The following is a 21505-nucleotide window of genomic DNA, read 5'->3' as shown; positions in this document are numbered from 1 at the left end:
TTATGACTTATCTATCTGACGCACCCTACCCATCAGGTTAAAATTATGATTTATCTATCTGACGCATCCTAACTCTACACCCCAATCAAGCCATGTCTAATTATCGTCGATTATTTGTTCCAGGCGCAACCTACTTTTTTACCCAAGTCACCTATAAAAGGAACCCTTGGCTATGTACTGAAATTGGACGGGAAGGTTTACGAACAGGATTCCAAAGATTGCAAAAAATATATCCTTTTTCTTTAGATGCGATCGCTCTATTACCTGATCACTTTCATTGTATTTGGACACTACCAGAAGGTGATAAAAATTATCCGATGCGATGGCGATATTTAAAAAGTTTTGTGACGCGCAGCTGTAGCCATAAACTCAAACTAAGCACGGAAGTAACTCTCTCTCGTCACAAGCGGAAAGAGAGCAATTTATGGCGGCGATATTGGGAGCATTTAATCAAAGACGAAGAAGATTTTGAGAATTGCTGTGATTACATTGATTATAATCCGGTCAAGCATGGTTTATGTGAATCTCCTAAATATTGGAAATTTTCTAGCTTTCATCGGTTGGTAAAACAAGGTGTATATTCGGTTGATTGGGGTGTCAATGAATTGATTAAGTTTTCAGGATATTTTGGTAAAATGTCAAATTTTGAAAATTGTGAGTCAGACCAATAGACAATATGAAAATGGTGCGTCAGACCTCAACATCTCAGGTGACAATTATGATTTATCTCTCTGACGCACCCTACCCACCAATCATGATTTATCTATAGGATGCACCTTACCCATTTTGGTCTGGGGAATATATAATGGTTGAAATTATCAATTTATCTGTCTGAGGTCTCCTACCAACTGACCCATCAACCCCAAATTAGCAAGTTCTCCATGGTAATATATGATGAAGATTATTAAAACTGCGTTTTATGTAAAAATTGCCCTAGGTATAGTGGCTTCCCTGTTCAGTCAGCAAGTAGCTGATGCGAGTTTACCCAGGACTACAGATACTCAAGAAACCTGTGATATTTTAGTGTTTGGTGGTGGACTAGCAGGCGCAGCCACAGCCTATGAAGCATTATTAGCAGGTCGGACAGTTTGCTTAACTGATATCACGGACTGGGTAGGGGGTCAAATTTCCTCCCAGGGAACCTCTGCTTTAGATGAAAGACAAACTCAAAGATCCTTATTATTTTTCCCGCGAGGATACCTAGAATTGCGCGATCGCATTAAAGAAAAATACGGCATCCTTAACCCTGGTGGTTGTTGGGTAAGCGAGTCTTGTTTCCGACCTTATAACGGTCACGCGATTTTATCATCAATGCTAGAAGATGCGGCAAAACAGGGAAAAGGGACTTTAAAATGGTTTCCTAATACTGTTCCTAAATATGTGGAAATAGCAGATCGAAAAATTCTCAGTGCGATCGCCATTCAACATCAAGCCGCCCCCGGTACACCCCCCCTAAATACCGAACCCCTATCCCAAATTATTGAAGATGCTTACACTTGGGAAGACTCACCCCGTCTCACCAAAACCATTATCGAATTTCTCCCCGCCAACACAGATAAACAAGCCGCTAACTGGTATGTGGTAGAAGCCACAGAAACCGGGGAAATTATCGGCATGACCAATATTCCCCACAACTTGGGTATAGACCCACGCAACCCCCTAGAACCCACCTCCTCCAGCGTCACCGGAGACCCCTATTGCACCCAGGGTTTCACCTATACTTTCGCCATGAAAGCCCTCGCCGAGCCAGAACCCATCGAAAAACCACCATTTTACGAACGCTATGCGCCCTACTACAGCTATGAATTGCAGCGATTAGCCAATTTTACCCTAGTGTTTACTTACCGTCGCATTCACACCGAAAACCCAGAAGGACCTTTTCACCCCGACCCACGCAGGTGGACCATTTATCCTGGGGATATCTCCATGCAAAACTGGACTTGGGGCAATGACTACCGCCCTGGAACCTCTCAGGACAATTTAATCCTAACTCCCCGACAACTAGCCGCCAGCGGGCAGCTAGAACCCGGAAATTGGATGGGCGGACTACGGGTGCAGTCCTTGCAATATGGCGAAGAAAATGCCAAGGGTTTCTTTTATTGGTTAGTGAAAGGGACTACTGATTCTCAATTGGGCGATGGTGTTAAAAATATCTACCCTAATCATCGATTTTTGAGAGGATTTGATCAGCCCATGGGAACCGCCCACGGACTCTCTAAGTTTCCCTATATGCGAGAGGCGCGCCGGATTATTGGTCGCCCTTCCTTCGGTCAACCTCAAGGGTTTATGATTTGGGAAACTGATATTTCTCGTAATGATTTTGCCGGGGATTTTTACCGGGAAAATCTCTCGGCTTCAGAATTTAGGGAGTTATGGATGGCTTTGGCGGGGTTGGAATTACCAGCTTTAGTCGCTAGAAATCAAACGGTTGAACAGACTTCCCGCAGAGGGAGATCTACCATTTATCCTGATACGGTGGGTATTGGACATTATGCGATCGATTTTCACCCCTGTATGACTTTAAGCCCCCACGAAACTCCGGGAAATACTGAAAGAGAGGGAGAACGTCTCGGACAAGGACAGGCTTACCCCTTCCAAATTCCTCTCCGGGCTATGATTCCCCAGGAAATTGATAATTTATTGGTGGTGGGTAAAAGTATTGCTACTAGCCATATTGCGGCGGCGGCTTACCGGGTGCATTCCTTTGAATGGTCTTCTGGTGCGGCGGCGGGAATGACGGCGGTTTTTGCTTTTGAAAATGATGTTTTTCCCTATCAATTAGTGGCGGATTTACCAAGGCGATCGCCTTTACTAGATGAGTTACAATGGTTCATCCAAGAAAATGGTAATCCTATCGCATTTCCCCGCACTTCTCTTTTTAACCGTTCTTGGGAAAATTGGAGATGATTTTTTACAGTAGGTTGAAGACCATGGACAATCTGACTCATTAACTCTATTGCATATTAACGATTTAACCCAATTATGAATCAGAATTCCTCGATCGCATTACCAAAAGTTACTGGGAACCCGGTTCAGAAAAATGCGCCTTGGCTGTATGCTTTCTGGAAATTTTCCCGACCTCATACCATTATCGGAACCAGTCTCAGTGTATTGGGGTTATTTACGATCGCATTTAGTGATCAACTTAATCTTACTACATGGGAAAACGCCCCTTTTCTCCCTACACATTTAACCATCCTGCTGATTAGTTGGATAGCCTGTCTGTGTGGGAATATCTATATTGTCGGTCTTAATCAATTAGAAGATATCGAAATAGACGTAATTAATAAACCCGACTTACCTTTAGCTTCTGGGGTATATTCTCGCCGCCAGGGTCAAATTATCGTAGCCACTACAGGGATATTGGCGGTCATTTTAGCAGTGGTTGGGGGGCCTTTTTTAGCAGCTACTGTTGGCATTAGTTTAGTCCTCGGAACCGCCTATTCCCTCCCTCCCATACGCTTAAAAAGATTTCCCGTTTGGGCGGCATTATGTATATTTACAGTGCGGGGGGTGATTGTCAACCTGGGGCTATTTTGTCATTTTAGCCAACAGTTATCAACCCCCCAATTATGGAAAATTCCGGTGATACCCCCCAGCGTCTGGGTGTTAACCCTATTTATTTTGGTGTTTACGTTTGCGATTGCCATCTTTAAGGATATCCCCGATATTGAAGGCGATCGCCAATACCATATTACCACCTTTACCATCCGTCTGGGAACCGTAGCCGTATTTAATCTAGCTAGGGGAGTAATCACCATCTGTTATTTAGGAATGATGGCGGCGGCTTTCCTAATTTATGGGAGTTTAAACCCAGTATTTTTAGTGATAACTAATCTGATATTACTAAGTTTTATGTGGTGGAAAAGCACCAGTGTAGACCTAGGGGATAAACAGGCGATCGCCAATTTTTACCAACTCATTTGGAAACTGTTTTTTCTGGAATATATACTATTCCCCATCGCCTGTTTATTGGGTTAATTCCAAAAATTAGTGATTCCATACCCCAACTCTCGCAGCATCAACCGCAGCAGAGGTAAACTCAGACCAATCACATTAGTATGACAGCCATCTAAACTATCAACAAAAGCCCCCCCTTTCCCTTCAATAGCAAAACATCCCGCACAGTTTAAAGGTTCTCCGGTCTCCACATAAGACCGGATTTCCTCCTCATCAACAGTCGCAAAATGCACATCAGTTATGCGAGATAAAACCAAAAGTTTGGGTTTATTCAAATCCAGCAAAGCATGACCAGTATAAAGCTGTCCCACATGACCACTGAGATTTTGCCAACGGGCGATCGCTTCCGCTTTATCAGCCGGTTTACCGTAAATTTCACCCCCCATCACCAACACCGAATCACAGCCCAAAATTAGCGCATTTTTACCGTTGTCTAAATAGCTAGGGGGATGGTCTTTTAACCGTCTCCCCACAGCTTCCGCTTTGGCTTGAGCGAGTTGTTCTACCAATGCAGTCGGATCATCAATCTGAATGCTAGACTCATCAAAATCACTCTTAATTACTACTGGATCAATTCCCACAGTTTTTAAGAGTCTATATCTGGCTGGGGAAGCAGAAGCCAGGACAAAAGTGATAGCTGAGTCCGCCATATCAGAATCTCCGTTAATAAACAGTAAACGATCGCACCACTTGTTCTAACAGAGTTTTGCTTTTTTGCCAACGCTGTTCACTGGTGGATATATTCAAAGTAAACAACTTACCCCGACTGATAGCAATACTAGCGAAATCATGCCGTTTTTGCTGATTAGGAAGAGTCACAGCATATTCGAGTAAATAGTAAGTATTATTGGTGGATTCTCTTTTCCCAGCATTCAACAACTCTGCTGTCCGACCAGACCCCTCTGGGGCGATCGCATTTTTACTGAGGGTATATCCCACCTCTGTGGGAGTGCCAATTTCCTCTAAACTATCACCCCTAGTCACAGAACTAATCACCACACTAACATTTTCCGTCGAGTCGATCATATCGTGAAAAACCACATCCGGTCCATTAGAGACCCTCACCTCTACCCAACCGTTAGGGTAAAGAAACTCATAGCCATCTGCTGTGTCCACAAAACTTTTTAGACCTCCCCCGGTGGCTACACATCCCCCCAGGGTGAGACTAACAACAACTAGGATAATTGATGCAATTCGTTTGAACATTGAAACACATTTCCATTACTGCAAAATCGATGCTTGATCGAGTCTCGATAGACTCTGACAGCGATCGAGAGTATAACCATTGTCCCACTAATCGGCTGTTTAACTCTGGTTAGGTCAAATTTAACTCAACCTGTCGTTGTACATTTATTAAAACTCGATCGCCACGGGTAAGGCTATATTCAGCTTTCCAGACTCCTGGAAGTAGACTAGCGCCAGAATTTCTTTGTCCCACATAGCCCACCCAGGTGAGACTGGGAGATTGAATCCGATCATTATGGTCAACTACCACATTACCTCTGGGGTCAATCATTCTATATTTCACCTCATCCCCCGCTAAAATACCATAGGCTTGTACCCAGAATAATAGGGCGGGAATTTGGGCGGACAATACGGTTTCTGAATGCTTCCCATCCCAAATTTGGTCCATGTCGGGGGGGTCTGTGGAAAATCCCGCCCTAATTAAACCYGTGGGATTATACCCAGAAGGTTGATTCCAAATAGGATCTAAGCTAGTCTGACAACCGGGTGAGGAGGTCGGACCCACAAAAGGATCAACTACCTGTCCATCATGGGTAACGGTGATGTGAACATGGGGAAAGGAGGTTAAACCAGATGTTCCCACCATTCCTAATACTGTTTCAGTATTGACCGGATCGCCTGATTTAACGGCTACACTACCCCGCCGCAGGTGACAATATTGAGTTTCCCAACCTTTTCCGTGGTCAATAACTACCCCATTACCGCATTCTTGACCCTCTACCCTTGACCTTTCCGCTGGATGTCTAATGCGCCGATCTTCGACTCCATCACGGACTCTTAATACTTGACCAGAGGCTGATGCAAATACGGGGACTCCTTCAGCCATCATTCTTTCATCAGGAATCGCAAAATCTGTTCCTTTATGACCATCATAGGTTTGGCGACCACAGCCAAAATCTACGGCTTTGGGACTCGGATCGCGATCGGTGTATAAAATCACTAAACAATCTTTATTTAATTCACATTTAAGGGGTGGAGACAGGCTGACGCTATCTGTGGCGATCGCTACTGTATCCGGTTGGGAATTAAGGCTTAAACTGATTGACGGAGGAACACAACCTATCAGCAGCGATAGTCCTAACCCCAACATAAATAAGCATAGATATCGCAGGTGTTTGAGCATTGGGCAGATGTTGGATATGTCTTATATGTGCCGTTGCTAATTATAGCAAATCCCTAATCGGGTTGGCTGAGGATTACTATTTACGGGGTCTGAGGCTACCAGATGATATGTCGGTAAAAAGTTACTCGATTTATGGGCGGATGGGTGGCAGCCAAAAATGCGTGGAATCAGGATAGTTAAACTCCCATAAAATCCCATTATATTCAGTAATATATAATGGTGGAATTGGGGAAAATTCCGGTGCTAATTCAGTTAAGCGATCGCTAGGAATAGCAAAAGCCAGATGTCTCATTTTTTCGCGTAAATCTGGGGGTGGCTGTTCACCATCATCGTAAATATAGGGGTCTCCCCAAAGAGGGTAAGCGTGCATTCCATTAATACCGACTACCTTTCCCCAACGGTCTAACAGGGGGCCGCCACTCATGCCTTTTTGGATGGGATTAGTATAGCCAATCTGATAACCGTTTTTAAAGGGTTTTTCGGAAAGGAAGGATATTCTACCTCTGGTTAAATTAAATCCTTGATTCCTGGTAGGAGGATATTTTGGATCAGGAAATTTGGCGAGGAATGACTTGGGCTGAAATAGATGATATAATGATGGTTTTGTGTCTCGTAATTTACTATGATTATTGTTAAGGTTAATGGTCTCAATATTATCTCGATCTATCTCCAAATGAAAACCCGCGCCGAAGACTTTATCACCAGGGGAGAGAGTCGCGGAAGGATGGAAAGAGGCGATCGCATAATTGGGGGGAGCCTGAAACTGAATCAGAGCCAAATCTTGTCCTTGTCAGGCATCATTGTTGAGTAAATAGCCTTGATAAATATGACCATCAGGAGTTTGTATTAAATAGGGAGATTCCTCGGTATTGATGACATGATCATTGGTCAATACTGTATATAAATCACCTTCTCTTTTCAGGATGATTCCCGACCCCCAAGCCGACCCAGAAATAATTTTGACTGTAATAGATTCAGCGATCGCCTGCAATTGTTGAGGGCTACAAGGTCGCCACTCACCCTCAACACAGCCCGCAGTTTTAGAGCCAGTGATGACGGTTAACTTATCAGGGATAAAAAAGTAATCTAAATGATGCTGCTCAATTCCCCACAAATTAGCCATTAAAAAAGGCAGTAATAGCATTTAAACTCTCATAAAAAACTGCCATGATTAATTATTCCTGCCTCCGGCTCACGCCACTTACCCATCAACCAAGGAGGCAGAAGCATCAGCCTTTACAAATCAACCCAACGAATGACGGGAAAAGTCCCGCGAGAGTTTCTGACAAAGGTAGTAGGAACATCATCATCACTACGGCCACAGAAAAACTCTTGTTGAACTACTCTATTAGGTCGCTGTAGTAGCTGATGTCGATGGCGCGGAAACTGTGTAATTTCGGTTTCTTCAGCCACTGTGCCATTAGTAACAAAGAAAGAAGCGATCGCCATGGTTGCTCCCGTGGCTAAATTCAATAGATATTTTGGTTTCATTGTCCTTACAACCAGATAACTGAATAGATCAAAATTCCGAACCAGAATTGTTCCGTTGCTTCCAATTAATCCCTAATCGTTTGAGATAGTCCCACCCCCGCTGAGGCCAAACGTGCTGGCGGCCAGTGCGTTCAGCAATCCACTGGGCCACTTTGGGGCCAGACCACGGTCCCCCATCAGGAGCGGGACCCAGCAAAGCCTGCTTGAGTTCCTGTTGCTGTGATTTAGTCAAAAGCGATCGCGCCACAGGGGGCTGGCGATCGCGACTACGGTTTCTCACCGAAGGTGGGCCTTCGTGGTTATAACGGCGGATAATCTCTTTGGCGTAGTCGTAATTTAACCCCACAACTTCTGCTGCTTGCTTGATCGTCCAACCGCTACCCACCAAATGAAGAAGATGCCACCGACGGGACTCAGTAGTATCTCTAGCTTGTCGGTAACGGTTTTTGAGATCATCAACCGATAAATGGGGTTCAATATGAGCCTTTGGTGGCATACCTCCTCATCTCATCATCCATAACACTGGTTGATCTATCGTCAGGCTGGCAAAATTTCCGGATCAAACAAAAATTTAGCGATCGGGAAGGATCAGGTAGTAGAGTGTTACCAATTTTTCGGTAAACTCAAATATTGGAACTAAAACAGAGGAGACCGCATGGCATCGATCTGCGAGTTGCACCAACAACTGGTAAATAAAGAACGCTCTGCTGTGGAAATCACCACCGAAGCGCTCGATCGCATTAACAAATTAGAACCCACACTCAAAAGTTTTCTGTGTATTACCGCAGATCGAGCCTTAGAACAAGCCCGACAGGTTGATGCTAAAATCGCCGCCGGAGACGAAATCGGATTATTAGCAGGCATTCCCATAGCCGTCAAAGATAATATGTGTACGGAAGGGATTACCACCACCTGTGGCTCGAAAATTCTCGCGAACTTCGTGCCTCCCTATGAGTCCACTGTGACCACGAAACTCATAGAAGCCGGAGCAGTTATACTCGGAAAAACTAACCTAGATGAGTTTGCGATGGGAAGTTCCACCGAAAACTCAGCCTTTCAAATCACCGCTAACCCTTGGGATATAACCAGAGTTCCCGGAGGGTCCTCTGGCGGGTCAGCAGCAGCCGTAGCAGCCAACGAGGCAGTAGTTGCCCTTGGTTCGGATACAGGGGGTTCCATTCGTCAACCAGCCTCATTCTGTGGAGTTGTAGGCATGAAACCCACCTATGGGCTAGTATCGCGCTATGGGTTGGTAGCTTATGCCTCTTCGTTGGATCAGATTGGCCCCTTTGGTCGCACGGTCAAAGACGCAGCCATTTTATTAAATGCGATCGCCGGTTACGACCCCAAAGACTCCACCAGCCTTAATGTAGATATCCCCGACTATACCGATTTTTTAAAGCCCTCCCTTAAACCCAGAAGTAAAATCAAAATTGGGGTAATTAAAGAAACCTTCGGGGAAGGCTTAGATCCCGTAGTAGAACAAGCCGTTACTAAAGCGATCGATGTTCTGCAAAGCCTAGGCGCAGAAATTCAGGTCATCTCCTGTCCTCGGTTCCGCTATGGTCTGCCCACCTACTATATTATCGCCCCCAGCGAGGCTTCCGCTAATCTCGCCCGCTATGACGGGGTTAAATATGGTTTCCGCACTCCTGATGCTGATAACCTGATTGAGATGTACGCCAAAACCCGCGCCGAAGGTTTTGGGGCCGAAGTAAAACGTCGGATCATGATAGGAACCTATACTTTGTCTGCTGGTTACTATGATGCCTATTATCTGAAAGCCCAAAAAGTCCGAACCCTGATTAAACAAGATTTCGATCGCGCTTTTACCCAAGTAGAGGTCTTAGTTTGTCCTACCTCTCCGACTACCGCTTTTCAAGCCGGAGAAAAAACCTCTGACCCCCTGAGTATGTATCTGTCCGATCTGATGACAATTCCCGTCAATTTAGCCGGTTTACCGGCCATCAGCGTTCCCTGTGGATTTGACAGCCAGGGTCTCCCCATAGGAATGCAGTTAATTGGCAAAGTTCTCGGCGAAAGTCGTCTGTTTGAAGTCGCCCATGCTTATGAACAAGCCACCCCTTGGCATAAGCATAACCCAACCATAGGCAGCTAGTAGCTCCCTCTTATTCCCCAGAAATGTCTACGGAGGAAGTGCTGTCAATAGTCCACCGGGGAGAATTAGCGGCGGTGTCTGGTGAACTGACCAAAGCCCATAAATCCGATAAATCTGAATCGATTTCCGAGAATAGCAGTTTTATGGTTTTTTCATCCCCCGCCTCCGCCGCTTGACTGAGGGGGGCTAGGGTTTCCGCCACAGCCGTTTGGCGCTCTAACTCCTCGGTGGAGGCGAGAATATTACCCAAGCCGTTGATGATCCTCCGTAAACTATCGCGCAATCTCGGATCTCCTGTCAAATCTTCAATATCTGCAGTCACCTTCTGCATATTTTGCAGGGTGGAACGGGCAGAGTCTAGGGTTTGTTGCAGTAAGATTAAATTATCGGGGTTGTTGACAGTCTTGGAAACATCTCGCAAATTCTCCGAAGCGATCACCGCATTGGCTGATAGGGTTTCCAGATTGGTTAATAGTTCCCCCTGTTCAAACCGGGCTATAACTGGGGTTAGTGTAGCGATCGCTACACTCAATTCCTGGCTGGTTTCATTAATATTATTTAAGGTCGTCAGCAAGGTTGAGCGATTGGTAGCCACCAAGGCATTTACCTCTTGAGTTAAGGCACTGATATCACCTGTTACCCTGTCTAAGGAATTAGCCGACTGCAGTGCCGCTCCGCTGACTTCCTGCATGGAGCGCTCTAGTTGATCGGAAAGCTGAGTCATTTCCGAGGAAAATAAGTTCATGTTTTGATCCACCGAGGCACTAAAATTACCCAACTCCAATTTAGCTATCTCAACTAATTGACCCATTTGGGTGGTCAGTTTCGTGGCTTCGGCGGCGGCGAGGGCGGTATTTTCCACCGCCGCATTTAGATTAGCAAATAATTCCGGGTTGCCATAGAGTTCCCCTAAATCAAGCATAGTCTCCATGAGGCGATCGGGGCTAATACCCGGTAAACCTTGAATAGAACTCTCATGGCACAAAATATCTGATGAGGGACAGGTAGCACTAATGGGGTTAGCCGCCACTAACTCAGGAGTTAAGACTGCATTGGGGATAATATCAACATAGGTTTCATTCAGAAAACCCGTCTGATTGACCAAAACTTGGGAATTTCGTGGCATGACTAAATCCGTAGATTCAATATTTAGCACCACCTCCACCCCATTAGACTGGGGTTGAATTCTGGTAACTCGCCCGACTTTTACCCCCCGATATCGTACAGGTACCCCAATTTGAAGACCAGTAGCACTAGGAAATTCAGCCCGAATTTGGTAACTCTGCTGACCAAGAGTGAGCCCCCGCAGCCAAAAAGCTGTGGCCCCAAATAGCCCCACTCCCAATATAATCAACAAACCGACTGATCCTTCACGGACACTTCGCGATCGCATTATTTATCCTCCCATTTGCCTGTCCCATCTTCCTATGTTAGGTTAACTTAACAATTTTCTGGCTCCCATCAGCTAATTGACCACCTGAATGGGTCCGCTTACACTGCCCGTAAAAAACTGTATCAGCGCTGGATTATCGGACCTGTAAGCCTCCTCAATGGACCCTTGCCATTGAATTTGACCTTTATACAAAAAAATTACCTGGTCTGTGGTTCTGCGGATCGTACTATCTTGGTGTGTCACCATCACATAGGTGCTGCCACCCCCGTCCCGCTTTTGCAGGCTGCGAATCAAATCTTCAATCACCGTTGAAGCGATCGGATCTAAACCGGCCGTTGGTTCGTCATAAAGTATAACTTCAGGGTTATCGCTGGGGTTTTCCGGGTTGGGCATAATTGCTCTGGCAAAACTCACCCGTTTTCGCATTCCTCCAGATAATTCTGCCGGATAGCGATCGCAAATATTAGGCAGACCCACCATTTCTAGCCTTTCCTCAACTAATTGACGAATAGTAGCCTGGGAAAGTCTGCTGTGTTCATACAAACGAAATCCCACATTTTGTTCAACATTCAGAGAGTCAAACAAAGCCGCATTCTGAAACACCATGCCAATACCAATCGGATCACTAAGATCGTCCACCCAACCCCGTCGCAGTTGTCCCTTGACATATACTTCTCCAGCATCAGGAGGCAATAACCCGGCTATAATCCGCAAAATCGTTGATTTTCCCGTCCCAGAAGGGCCGATAATTCCCAAGGCTTGACCCTGATAGATGCTTAGATCTACCCCATCTAAAATCACATTGGAACCAAAGGTTTTAGAAATTCCTCGCAGTTCAATTAGTGGCTCAGACATATTAGATTTTGATTCAGTTCCCATTCCCCATTGGCCATAGACTCTTCCCCTATGGACTATCTACATAACTATAAGTTGCGAGATACAGGCTATCATCTCGAATTAGGTTTGCCCAAATTTAACCACAACAGATTTTTATGAGGTCTATTATCAAATGTCGATTATTTCTCTTAGGTTGAAACTGCGTCGCCTGTTCAAACTCCGACTAAATTGGAGTCGCTCAGGCTACCGTTCCTCCCATAGAATAGGACAGTGGTTCAAATGGTTAGCCCCCGGTTTGCTAGTCAAACGGTGGTTACTCATTAGCGCCGGTGGGGTATTGCTGACCAGTTTGGGGTTAGCTATCTGGACAGGAATGACCCCAATTTTCTATATTTTGCAACTGCTCAGGGGATTTTTGGAATGGATTACCCAAATTATCCCTAACTCCGTTTCTGGGCCGTTGCTAATTTTGGCGGGTTTACTATTCATTTTTTGGGGTCAGAGTCGCAGCTTTAACTCTATTACCCAGGTATTCACCCCCGAAGGTGATCAGGAATTGGTCGATCGCCTCATAGCATTGCGCCGCCTCAACCGAGGTCCGAAAATCGTAGTTATTGGCGGCGGAACAGGTCTATCAACCCTGCTGCGGGGTTTGAAAGATTACAGCGCTAATATCACCGCTATTGTTACCGTAGCGGACGATGGTGGCTCCTCTGGGCGCTTGCGCCGCGAAATTGGAGTGTTACCCCCAGGAGATATTCGCAACTGTTTAGCGGCCTTAGCTGATGAGGAAAAGCTATTCACTGAATTATTCCAATACCGATTTCGGGCTGGCGATGGTTTAACAGGTCACAGTTTTGGTAATTTATTCCTCACGGCTATGGGAGAGGTGACCGGAGACCTGGAAAGGGCGATCGCAGCTAGTTCTAAGGTTTTGGCTATTCGCGGTCAAGTCCTACCCGCTACCCTCAGCGATGTTCACCTGTGGGCTAAATTAGAAGATGGCCGTCGTATTCATGGAGAGTCTAGTATTACAGAAGCTAGGGGTAAAATTGTCAAAATTGGTTGCACACCTGCCAACCCCCCAGCCCTTCCTAAAGCTATTAGCGCCATTCAAGAAGCAGATTTCATTATTATCGGACCGGGTAGCCTCTACACTAGCGTTATCCCCAATTTATTGGTCCCAGAAATTACCGAAGCGATCGCTCAACGCCAAGTCCCCCGCATCTATGTTTGTAATGTCATGACCCAACCAGGGGAAACTGATAACTATAGCGTCGCCGACCACATTCGGGCGATCGATGACGCTTGTGGCCATAAACTATTTGATGCCGTCTTAGTCCAAGGAAAAGTCCCCCCAGCTCAAGCATTAATCCGCTATGCTCAAGAAGACTCTCACCCGGTTTTCATTGACCGGGAAGCCGTCAAGGAATTAGGGCGAAGAATGGTATTAACCAACATCATTGAAGTTGATAGCGACACTGGCTATGTCCGCCACAACTCCAAACGACTCGCCCAAGTCCTATTGCGTTGGTACAGCAGAGTTTAGACCTTGTTACTTCGAGATAAAATGCACCCAAAAACTGCCATCAGGGATACACACCCGCCGAATTAGTTGATAGGAGTAGTGTAAGTAAGCACCACTTAGATCGGTTCGATATCCACTGGAGAACCACTCCCCATAAGGGTCATGGACAATAAACCCATTTTGGTCATAGCCCACCACCACAATAATATGCCCAAAGGAGGTAAAGTATCCGTGGATAACCGCCGGATAACCCGCAGCTATCCAGTCCTGCACATCCTCAATTACCGCATTTTCGGTAAAATAATCCCTAGCACCATAGTCTCGCACAATGCGGGCTAAATCGTAGGGACTATGGCGACTATAGCCCTTATTGATAGCATAGCGATATAGTTCATCCTCAAATTGACGATATCTCGTATCACGGCGGGCAATATTAAAATATTCCAAACACATAGCCAGGGAAGTCACATTACAAGCCCCTGTGGGGTTATAGAAATTATCTAATTGTGACTTGAAGGGAACATTCAGACGATGGCTTCTCGGTAGGGGTCTGGGGTAGGTTTGGGTTCCTCCCTCGTAAACTTCCGCATGACCACCCCAAATATACAACACAGAATAACCGCCAAAGGACTCATTACGCAAAGCTATCCTTAAATGTGCCCGGATCGGATCATAAGCCAAAACTGAAAATTCCCGTCCCGCTGGAATCGAAAATTTCTCGGAGTTATTCAGTTGAGAAGAGGCGATCGGTTTGACCTTCAAAACTGTATCTCTGGTCACTTTTAACATCGGAGTAGTTACCGGGAGGTCAGAAACCTTAGCTTCAATTAATTTTTTGGCAGTCTCTGACCCAATAAATCCCGGTTCTTCGCATTCCATTAACTGCTGAAAACGATGCAGCGCCGCCGTTGACTTGGGACCGAATATGCCATCTGCTGGCGGGTCTAGCAGCCCTAAATCAATCAGCCGGATTTGAATTTGACGACTCAAACCTGCATCAGCATTAATTTCCTTCACATCATATCGGATATCTGTACCCAGGAAGTTCTGTAGCCTCATATTTCCCTGGCGATTGACACTTTTGGTTTCGATCAGCTTCTTGGCGGTATCCGTTCCCAAAATGCCACTGGGTTCGCTACAGTTCATTAACTCCTGAAAACTCCGAAAAGCTGCCGTTGAATTGGGGCCAAATATGCCATCAACTGGCGGCGCTAGGAGTCCTAAATCAATCAGTCGAGTTTGAATTTGACGACTCAGAGCTTCATTATCATAAATGGCTTTGATATCATATTGAGTATTAGTCCCCACAAAGTCCTGTAGTCTCATGTCTATAGTTCTAATTTTGGTGTTTTGTAGAAGTTGCTCGGCTGGCTATGTACTCCACAACTCCACAGGAGTTATGCAAGTTATTAGGAGTTGGTTAAAGTGGGGTTAAAATTATCTCACCTGGAGATGAAATGCACCCAAAAATTCCCATCAGGAATACACACCCGCCGAATAAGTCGATAGGAGTAGTGTAAGTAAGCACCACTTAAATCGGTTCGATATCCGGTTGAAAACCACTCGCCATAAGGGTCATGGACGATAAACCCATTTTGGTCATAGCCTACCACGACGATAATATGCCCAAAGGAGGTAAAGTATCCGTGGATAACCGCCGGATAACCCGCTGCTACCCAGTCCTGCACGTCCTCAATTACGGCATTTTCGGTAAAATGATCCCTAGCACCATAGTCTCGGACAATGCGAGCTAAATCGTAGGGATTATGGCGACTATAACCCATATTCAGGGCATAGCGATATAGTTCATCCTCAAATTGACGATATCTCAAATCGCGACGCGGAATATTAAAATATTCCAAACACATGGCCAGGGAAGTCACATTACAAGACCCTGTGGGGTTATAGAAATTATCTAATTGTGACTTGAAGGGAACATTCAAACGACGGCTTGTCGGTAGGGGTCGGGGATGGGTTCTGCTCCCTCCCTCGTAAACTTCCACATGGCCACCCCAAATATACAACACAGAATAACCGCCAAAGGACTGATTACGCAAAGCTACCCTTAAATGTGCCCGGATCGGATCATAAGCCAAAACTGAAAATTCCCGTCCGGCTGGTACTGAAAATTTCTCGGAGTTATTCAGTTGAGAAGAGGCGATCGGTCTCACCTTGAAAACTGTATCTCTGATGACTCTTAACATGGGAGTAGTTACGGGGAGGTCAGAAACCTTAGTTTCTATGAGTTTTTTGGCAGTCTCCGACCCAATAAATCCCGGTTCTTGGCATTCCATTAACTGCTGAAAACGATGCAGCGCGGCGGTTGACTTCGGACCGAATATACCATCTGCTGGCGGGTCTAGCAGTCCTAAATCAATGAGCCGGATTTGAATTTGACGACTCAAACCTGCATCATCATTAATCGCCTTCACATCATAACGGAGATTGGTTCCCAGGAAGTCCTGTAGCCGCATATTTCCCGGCCGACTCACAGTTTTGGTTTCTATGAGTTTTTTGGCGGTATCTGTTCCCAGAATGCCACTGGGTTCGCTACAGTTCATTAACTCCTGAAAATTCCGAAAAGCCGCCCTTGACAAGGGGCCGAATATGCCATCAGCGGGCGGTGCTAGGAGTCCTAAATCAATGAGCCTAATCTGAATTTGACGACTCAGAGCTTCATTATCATAAATGGCTTGGAAGTCATATCGAATATTAGTCCCCACAAAGTCTTGTAGTCTCATATTTTCACGTCGAATAGTTGTGGTGTCTATCAGTTTTTGGGCGGTCTCAGAGTCCAAAACACCAGATTCACTGATGTTGATTAACTCCTGAAATCGTCTGAATGCGGCTCTTGATAAGGGGCCAAAAATACCATCAACGGGCGGCGCTAGGAGTCCTAAATCAATGAGCCGAGTCTGAATTTGACGACTCAGGGCTTCATTGTCATCAATGGCTTGGAAGTCATATCGAATATTAGTTCCCAGAAAATCCTCAAGCCTCATGTTCGGGGGCCGCATAGTGGTAGTTTCTAGGAGTTTTTGGGCAGTTTCAGAGTCCAAAACACCAGATTCACTGATGTTCATTAACTCCTGAAATCGTCTGAATGCGGCTGTTGATAAGGGGCCAAAAATACCATCAACGGGCGGCGCTAGGAGCCCTAAATCAATGAGCCGAGTCTGAATTTGACGACTCAGAGCCTCGTCATCATAAATCTGTTGTATATCATATCGAGTATTGGTTCCTAGGAAATCTTGTAGTCTCATTTTTGGTGCTAGGTCACAAAATCACTGCAATTGTACATGGTTTGTTGACCCCCTCTACAAAAATTCATTATTTGATACAAAATATCAGAGGGGGTCGAGATTTAGAAGGGGATATCAACTCCCGGTTTCGGTTTCATTAGGGGGTATGAGGTTTCAGGATAACTACCCCATAGGCTTGGGGTAATAAATATTGGCGGATGGCTTGTTGTAACTGTTCTGCATTGAGGGATTGAATTTGGCGGGGATATTCTAAGGCTAGGTTCACATTTCCGACGATCGCCTGATAGTAACCATACAAATTAGCGCGATCGCTTGGTGTTTCATTGCCAAAAATAAACCTGTTCGCCACTTGAGTCCGTACCCTGGTCATTTCGGTGGGGGTGATTAATTCCCTGTGGAGTCGGTTAATATGTTCGGCGATCGCTGCTTCGGCTTCCGCTAAGTGTTCGACCCGCAACCGAGCGGAAATATAAAATACTCCCTGTAGCCTCTGGGTCATATTGCTGCAACTAATCCCAGACACTAAACCCCGCTTTTCTCGTAAATCCTGCACTAGGCGGGAGGTACGACCTTGACCTAAAATTGTAGCTAAAACATCCAAAGCATAGGTTTCTGAGAGTTGATTAAGTCCGGGAACTCGCCACACCATCATTAATCGCGCTTGTTGTAAGCTATCATCTATGATTTCATGGCGGACAATTTCGCTAAATCCTGACTCTGGAATCAGATGATGCAGATCTACTTCTGGGGGAAGTTCTGGATATGTCTGTGCTGGGATAGACTCGGCTACTGTTTCAATTAAAGCCTCTACAGGTAAATTACCCACAACTGCGATCGTGGTTTTTTGGGGACAGTAATGGCTGCGATGAAACTCTCGCATTTGCTGAGGAGTTAACTGTTCAATAGCCGCCGCTGGTCCTAGTACAGACCGACGATAGGGGAGACGCTTAAAGGCTGTTTCCATGGTCCGCTGAAATGAACGACGCGCGGGGTTGTCTTCAGATCGCCGGATTTCTTCTAATACTACTAGCCTCTCGCGCTCAAAAGCATCATCGGGAATACTGGGGCTAAATACTACTTCAAGCTGTAGGGGGGCTAGGGTAGCAAAGTCGCTGGGAGCGCTGGTAACATAATAATGGGTGTAGTCCTGGCTGGTGGCTGCATTGGTTAAAGCGCCTCGTTGTTCGATCAGTCTTTCAAATTCTCCAGCTTTTAGGTTGGGAGTCCCTTTAAACACCATGTGTTCTAAAAAGTGAGCCATCCCGTTGATCGGGTCGGGTTCGACAGCTGATCCAACATCAATCCAAACATTCAAGTTCACGGCTTCAACGGGTAACTGTTCTGCCACAATGGTGAGACCATTTGATAATTTGTAGATGGTGGGAGCGTTTAGTGAGCGGGTGATATTTGATTCAAGTAGGATAGAAGTCATTGGATCTTTAGCCCTGTGGTCTTTTCCCTATCTATCTTAATGGGGTTATAGCAGAGTTACGGGGATTTGGTGATAATTTAGTTAATAGTGCTTGAGTTGATGCGATCGCCCGATCGCATATTACGATGGGTCTAATATCACAATTTTCGAGAATAGCTCCCAACTATGAATATCACCAAACCTCTACACGCCGCCATTTTAGTCTCGGACTTGGCAAAATCTCAGCATTTTTATAGCCAGATATTACAGTTAACTACAGTCGATCGCCCTTTGAATTTCCCAGGAATATGGTATCAGATTGGTGATTGGCAAATTCATCTAATTGAATCTGAACAAGTAATTGGCGATCGCGTCAATGAAGCGAAATGGGGACGCAACCGACATCTAGCTTTCGCGGTGGCTGATTTGGCGATCGCCACAGCACAACTCACCCGCCATAATTACCCGTTTCAAATGAGCGCTTCCGGTCGTTCAGCCCTTTTTGTGGCTGACCCTGATGGTAATATTATCGAATTGAGTCAAATATGAAAATTCTCGCCTATTCTTATACGGAACCGCTGTTAGAACCGCCGCCAGATCCGACGATTTGGGGATGGGATATTGATGGGATTTATCAAGATTTTGGCGATCGCCAACAACTAGAGCAAATCCTAGAAGATTGTCAACAACTACCACCCCCCAACTATTTATTAATCCAACGCTATGAAGAATTGGGTAACTCTGTCCTAGAAGTTAGCGATCGCCTCCGCCAACTCCAACAGTTAAACATCCAAGTTATCGCCCTTCAATCCGACCTAAAGTCCTCCGATATTTCCCGTGTAGATTTAATCAAATTCATCTCCGAAATTAAACAAACTTACCACAGCCGTTGTCTGCGCCAAGGACACGCACGCAACCGTTTAAAAGCCATTCCTCCCCCCGGAAAAGCACCCTATGGCTACCGTAGAGGAAAAGACCGCTACACCATTGATCGCAGCACCGCACCCGTTGTTAAAGACTTTTTTGAGCATTTTTTAATTTATGGTTCCCTACGCGGCGCAGTCCGGTATTTACAAAAGCGATATCATAAAAAAATCTCCGTAACTACCGGGAAGCGTTGGTTAATTAACCCCGTTTATCGAGGGGATTTAGCTTATAAAAATAGTGAGATTATTTCCAATACTCATATCCCGATTATTTCCCGTGAAGAAGCCGCCCAAATCGATAGGTTATTAAGACGCAACCAGCGCCTCCCACCTCGCACAGCCAGCGCCCCCCATTCTTTAGCTGGTTTATTAATGTGCAGTGAATGTAGTTCAGGGATGACCATTACCCGCGTTACCACCCATAACAAAAAACGAGAATATCTTTATTTAAGACCCCTAAAATGTCCGCGTCTAACTAAGTGCAAATCCCTTAATTATCATGATGTTTTATCGGCGACTATTGACCTAATTTGTGCCGACCTACCCCCAGCAGTTGCCCAATTACAGATGCCAGATTTAGACCGATTTAAGCAGCAAATCTATGATGAAATAGCCAGTAAAAAAGACATCATAAATCAACTGCCAAATCTGCAAACCACAGGAATTTTAGACAGTGAAACTGCCACAATTAGAGATTATAAATTGCGCCAAGAAATTGCCCAACTAGAGAATCAATTATCCCAACTTCCCCCAGTCAATTTACAAGCCACCGCCCAAGCGGTTTCTATCCGCCAATTTTGGCTAGATTTATCCGAAACCGAGAGACGATTTTATCTGCGGGAGTTTCTGCAAAAAATCCACATTATTCGCGATCGCGATAACTGGCATTTACAACTAAATTTTATTTTTTAACCCCGCCATATATCTACTGTAATAGCCGTGGCTGCTGACGGTGAACATCAATGATCGATTTTTCAACTGTCAGGAAGTAGAGGAGAAGTGGGAGAAGTGGGGGAACCCGGAGGCGGTAATAAACGACTCCCTGGCTGCATTTCATTAAGCGGCTGAGAGGGGAGAAAAGGATTAATAGGAGGTTCCACCCCATTATCCGGTGTCAGCGCATCAGGGGCTAATAAACCCTCAGAATCAACCGGAGAGGGCATTTCCTCAGAACTCGGTAAAGTCGCCAACGCCACGCGATCGCCTCCCACAGCCCGCATTTTATCTAAAACCTGTACAACATCATTATAACGGGCATCTTTAGGGGCATACAGCACAACCAAACCACTAGGATTCCACCTTAAAAAACGTTCCAAAGCCCGCTGCATTTGTTCAGAATTAACCCGTTGCTGGTCAATATAAGTATCCCCTCGAATATCCACCCCAACCACCAACATTTTTTGCATCTGAGTTTCACCAGTCCCCGCCCGTGGCAAATCCACATTGATCGCCTGTTGTCGGGTAAGCTGTAGGGCTGCCAAAATAAAAAACGTCAAAATACAAAAAACCACATCAATCAGGGGTAGCAGTTCAATACGCCCCTCATCAACCTGAGAATTTATGTTAACTTTCATCAATCTGCCTCCGTGGATAGTCCCACCAAAAAGGGTGTTTGTTAGTATCTTGGTATCAATGACAAAGGTTTAATTGGCTCTGGGGGTGTTGTGGATATTATTCAACCTCTCCTTTTTGATGTTTATCATCATCATCAGCCAAGCGAGAATTACCCTTAATCACAGGTTGAATTAAAGTATTTTGTTCAGCTACCGACTCAGGGGATTCTGATTGAGAGGGGGTTTCCTCATCCTCAGATTCTGAAGGTAATTTGATTAAAGGAGTATGATCATCCTCCGACTCATCCTCATCGGGTAGCTTAATTAAACTACCTTTTGGGGGAAAATCCTCCTGGGGTTCTTCCGCCATCAAAGAGGCATCATTAGCCTCTCCGGGAAGCAGCATCTGAGCCTTAACCTCTGGCCAATCCTGGCGATAGAGTAATTCTAATTCATTTCCCGCTTTTCGGAAGACCTTAACCTGGCTAAAGGAAAAGCCTTGAAACAGGCGATAGAAAGCCAGACTGATAATAGCCACAATCAAGCCTGTAGCTGTACTAATCAGGGCTTCTCCAATCCCCAGGGTGACATCAGCAGCCGAAGAAGTACCAATATCTCCCAGGCGGCTAGAACCCAAAGAATTAATCAGCCCCACA

The 21505-nt window shown here is 45.4% G+C and carries 21 protein-coding genes and 2 pseudogenes; 7 read left to right on the top strand and 16 right to left on the bottom strand.

The window, feature by feature from the left end; all coding sequences use genetic code 11:
- Positions 1-92: 92 nt before the first annotated feature.
- The 3 genes from B9T16_RS13295 to B9T16_RS13285 all read left to right on the top strand — a co-directional run bounded on the left by B9T16_RS13295 (position 93) and on the right by B9T16_RS13285 (position 3981).
- A complete protein-coding gene (locus tag B9T16_RS13295) occupies positions 93-671 on the top strand; it encodes an REP-associated tyrosine transposase (protein WP_410244984.1) in 579 nt (192 codons plus the stop codon).
- A 223-nt stretch (positions 672-894) separates the two neighbouring features.
- The gene (locus B9T16_RS13290; protein WP_043468255.1) at positions 895-2907 is read left to right on the top strand and encodes an FAD-dependent oxidoreductase; all 2013 of its coding nucleotides are present in this window, start codon (positions 895-897) and stop codon (positions 2905-2907) included.
- Between the two features lie 75 nt (positions 2908-2982).
- Positions 2983-3981: a homogentisate phytyltransferase gene (locus B9T16_RS13285; RefSeq protein WP_410244983.1), complete on the top strand. Its 999-nt coding sequence runs from the start codon at positions 2983-2985 to the stop codon at positions 3979-3981.
- Here B9T16_RS13285 and B9T16_RS13280 read toward each other — a convergent pair.
- The 7 genes from B9T16_RS13280 to B9T16_RS13250 all read right to left on the bottom strand — a co-directional run bounded on the left by B9T16_RS13280 (position 3978) and on the right by B9T16_RS13250 (position 8315).
- Positions 3978-4610, bottom strand: a complete 633-nt coding sequence (locus B9T16_RS13280) for a nucleoside triphosphate pyrophosphatase (RefSeq protein WP_410244982.1) — start codon at positions 4608-4610, stop codon at positions 3978-3980. The two genes, B9T16_RS13285 and B9T16_RS13280, sit on opposite strands and share 4 nt — an antisense overlap.
- A gap of 13 nt (positions 4611-4623) precedes the next feature.
- Positions 4624-5166, bottom strand: a complete 543-nt coding sequence (psbP, locus tag B9T16_RS13275) for a photosystem II reaction center PsbP (protein ID WP_006618066.1) — start codon at positions 5164-5166, stop codon at positions 4624-4626.
- Between the two features lie 109 nt (positions 5167-5275).
- Positions 5276-6328, bottom strand: coding sequence for a M23 family metallopeptidase (locus B9T16_RS13270; protein WP_014275377.1), 1053 nt, complete (start codon positions 6326-6328; stop codon positions 5276-5278).
- A gap of 130 nt (positions 6329-6458) precedes the next feature.
- On the bottom strand, positions 6459-7106 hold the full coding sequence (locus tag B9T16_RS13265) for a trypsin-like peptidase domain-containing protein (RefSeq protein ID WP_410244981.1): 648 nt from the start codon (positions 7104-7106) through the stop codon (positions 6459-6461).
- A gap of 12 nt (positions 7107-7118) precedes the next feature.
- A complete protein-coding gene (locus B9T16_RS13260; protein ID WP_410244980.1) occupies positions 7119-7472 on the bottom strand; it encodes a hypothetical protein in 354 nt (117 codons plus the stop codon).
- Positions 7473-7564: 92 nt separating this feature from the next.
- Entirely contained in the window at positions 7565-7819 is a 255-nt protein-coding gene (locus B9T16_RS13255; RefSeq protein WP_410244979.1) for a hypothetical protein, read from the bottom strand.
- Positions 7820-7847: 28 nt separating this feature from the next.
- Positions 7848-8315: a helix-turn-helix domain-containing protein gene (locus B9T16_RS13250; RefSeq protein WP_006618063.1), complete on the bottom strand. Its 468-nt coding sequence runs from the start codon at positions 8313-8315 to the stop codon at positions 7848-7850.
- A 159-nt stretch (positions 8316-8474) separates the two neighbouring features.
- Here B9T16_RS13250 and gatA point away from each other — a divergent pair, with 159 nt between their 5' ends.
- Complete coding sequence (gatA, locus tag B9T16_RS13245; protein ID WP_410244978.1) at positions 8475-9938, top strand: Asp-tRNA(Asn)/Glu-tRNA(Gln) amidotransferase subunit GatA; 1464 nt, start codon at positions 8475-8477, stop codon at positions 9936-9938.
- A gap of 10 nt (positions 9939-9948) precedes the next feature.
- On the opposite strand, the gene B9T16_RS13240 is transcribed toward gatA, so the two are convergent.
- Both B9T16_RS13240 and B9T16_RS13235 read right to left on the bottom strand, forming a co-directional pair.
- Positions 9949-11331: an MlaD family protein gene (locus tag B9T16_RS13240; protein WP_315669992.1), complete on the bottom strand. Its 1383-nt coding sequence runs from the start codon at positions 11329-11331 to the stop codon at positions 9949-9951.
- Positions 11332-11403: 72 nt separating this feature from the next.
- Positions 11404-12186 carry an ABC transporter ATP-binding protein gene (locus B9T16_RS13235; protein WP_006618060.1) on the bottom strand — a complete coding sequence of 261 codons (783 nt, stop codon included), beginning with the start codon at positions 12184-12186 and terminating at the stop codon, positions 11404-11406.
- A 154-nt stretch (positions 12187-12340) separates the two neighbouring features.
- Here B9T16_RS13235 and yvcK point away from each other — a divergent pair, with 154 nt between their 5' ends.
- Positions 12341-13717: a uridine diphosphate-N-acetylglucosamine-binding protein YvcK gene (gene yvcK / locus B9T16_RS13230; RefSeq protein ID WP_410244977.1), complete on the top strand. Its 1377-nt coding sequence runs from the start codon at positions 12341-12343 to the stop codon at positions 13715-13717.
- Between the two features lie 6 nt (positions 13718-13723).
- Here yvcK and B9T16_RS13225 read toward each other — a convergent pair whose 3' ends face one another.
- The 5 genes and pseudogenes from B9T16_RS13225 to B9T16_RS13205 form a co-directional block, all read right to left on the bottom strand.
- Complete coding sequence (locus tag B9T16_RS13225; RefSeq protein WP_410244986.1) at positions 13724-14755, bottom strand: C39 family peptidase; 1032 nt, start codon at positions 14753-14755, stop codon at positions 13724-13726.
- A 45-nt stretch (positions 14756-14800) separates the two neighbouring features.
- Positions 14801-15022: pseudogene (locus tag B9T16_RS13220) on the bottom strand (peptidoglycan-binding domain-containing protein); the annotation flags it as partial.
- Positions 15023-15138: 116 nt separating this feature from the next.
- On the bottom strand, positions 15139-16170 hold the full coding sequence (locus tag B9T16_RS13215; protein WP_410244985.1) for a C39 family peptidase: 1032 nt from the start codon (positions 16168-16170) through the stop codon (positions 15139-15141).
- A 45-nt stretch (positions 16171-16215) separates the two neighbouring features.
- Positions 16216-16959: pseudogene (locus tag B9T16_RS13210) on the bottom strand (peptidoglycan-binding domain-containing protein); the annotation flags it as partial.
- A gap of 136 nt (positions 16960-17095) precedes the next feature.
- Complete coding sequence (locus tag B9T16_RS13205) at positions 17096-18391, bottom strand: M16 family metallopeptidase (protein WP_006618737.1); 1296 nt, start codon at positions 18389-18391, stop codon at positions 17096-17098.
- A gap of 165 nt (positions 18392-18556) precedes the next feature.
- Here B9T16_RS13205 and B9T16_RS13200 point away from each other — a divergent pair, with 165 nt between their 5' ends.
- Both B9T16_RS13200 and B9T16_RS13195 read left to right on the top strand, forming a co-directional pair.
- Entirely contained in the window at positions 18557-18919 is a 363-nt protein-coding gene (locus B9T16_RS13200; RefSeq protein ID WP_410244976.1) for a VOC family protein, read from the top strand.
- The gene (locus B9T16_RS13195; RefSeq protein ID WP_410244975.1) at positions 18916-20208 is read left to right on the top strand and encodes a recombinase family protein; all 1293 of its coding nucleotides are present in this window, start codon (positions 18916-18918) and stop codon (positions 20206-20208) included. The genes B9T16_RS13200 and B9T16_RS13195 overlap by 4 nt, the downstream gene beginning before the upstream one ends.
- Positions 20209-20270: 62 nt before the next feature.
- On the opposite strand, the gene B9T16_RS13190 is transcribed toward B9T16_RS13195, so the two are convergent.
- A complete protein-coding gene (locus B9T16_RS13190; protein WP_410244974.1) occupies positions 20271-20870 on the bottom strand; it encodes an ExbD/TolR family protein in 600 nt (199 codons plus the stop codon).
- A gap of 97 nt (positions 20871-20967) precedes the next feature.
- Positions 20968-21505: MotA/TolQ/ExbB proton channel family protein (locus tag B9T16_RS13185; RefSeq protein WP_410244973.1), on the bottom strand; the 538-nt coding region annotated here is incomplete at its 5' end.

It is taken from the genome of Arthrospira sp. PCC 8006 (assembly GCF_046480465.1).
Lineage (GTDB): Bacteria > Cyanobacteriota > Cyanobacteriia > Cyanobacteriales > Microcoleaceae > Limnospira > Limnospira platensis.
This window is presented reverse-complemented; position numbering and strand designations above follow the sequence as displayed.

Excerpts from the sequence above, each read along its gene's own strand:
- B9T16_RS13250 (WP_006618063.1), bottom strand. The coding sequence starts at position 8,315 with ATGCCACCAAAGGCTCATATTGAACCCCATTTATCGGTTGATGATCTC.
- B9T16_RS13255 (WP_410244979.1), bottom strand. The coding sequence starts at position 7,819 with ATGAAACCAAAATATCTATTGAATTTAGCCACGGGAGCAACCATGGCG.
- B9T16_RS13295 (WP_410244984.1), top strand. The coding sequence starts at position 93 with ATGTCTAATTATCGTCGATTATTTGTTCCAGGCGCAACCTACTTTTTT.
- B9T16_RS13190 (WP_410244974.1), bottom strand. The coding sequence starts at position 20,870 with ATGAAAGTTAACATAAATTCTCAGGTTGATGAGGGGCGTATTGAACTG.
- yvcK (WP_410244977.1), top strand. The coding sequence starts at position 12,341 with ATGTCGATTATTTCTCTTAGGTTGAAACTGCGTCGCCTGTTCAAACTC.
- B9T16_RS13235 (WP_006618060.1), bottom strand. The coding sequence starts at position 12,186 with ATGTCTGAGCCACTAATTGAACTGCGAGGAATTTCTAAAACCTTTGGT.
- B9T16_RS13260 (WP_410244980.1), bottom strand. The coding sequence starts at position 7,472 with ATGCTATTACTGCCTTTTTTAATGGCTAATTTGTGGGGAATTGAGCAG.
- B9T16_RS13285 (WP_410244983.1), top strand. The coding sequence starts at position 2,983 with ATGAATCAGAATTCCTCGATCGCATTACCAAAAGTTACTGGGAACCCG.
- B9T16_RS13195 (WP_410244975.1), top strand. The coding sequence starts at position 18,916 with ATGAAAATTCTCGCCTATTCTTATACGGAACCGCTGTTAGAACCGCCG.
- B9T16_RS13215 (WP_410244985.1), bottom strand. The coding sequence starts at position 16,170 with ATGCGGCTACAGGACTTCCTGGGAACCAATCTCCGTTATGATGTGAAG.
- B9T16_RS13280 (WP_410244982.1), bottom strand. The coding sequence starts at position 4,610 with ATGGCGGACTCAGCTATCACTTTTGTCCTGGCTTCTGCTTCCCCAGCC.
- psbP (WP_006618066.1), bottom strand. The coding sequence starts at position 5,166 with ATGTTCAAACGAATTGCATCAATTATCCTAGTTGTTGTTAGTCTCACC.
- B9T16_RS13290 (WP_043468255.1), top strand. The coding sequence starts at position 895 with ATGAAGATTATTAAAACTGCGTTTTATGTAAAAATTGCCCTAGGTATA.
- B9T16_RS13200 (WP_410244976.1), top strand. The coding sequence starts at position 18,557 with ATGAATATCACCAAACCTCTACACGCCGCCATTTTAGTCTCGGACTTG.
- B9T16_RS13225 (WP_410244986.1), bottom strand. The coding sequence starts at position 14,755 with ATGAGGCTACAGAACTTCCTGGGTACAGATATCCGATATGATGTGAAG.
- gatA (WP_410244978.1), top strand. The coding sequence starts at position 8,475 with ATGGCATCGATCTGCGAGTTGCACCAACAACTGGTAAATAAAGAACGC.
- B9T16_RS13205 (WP_006618737.1), bottom strand. The coding sequence starts at position 18,391 with ATGACTTCTATCCTACTTGAATCAAATATCACCCGCTCACTAAACGCT.
- B9T16_RS13240 (WP_315669992.1), bottom strand. The coding sequence starts at position 11,331 with ATGCGATCGCGAAGTGTCCGTGAAGGATCAGTCGGTTTGTTGATTATA.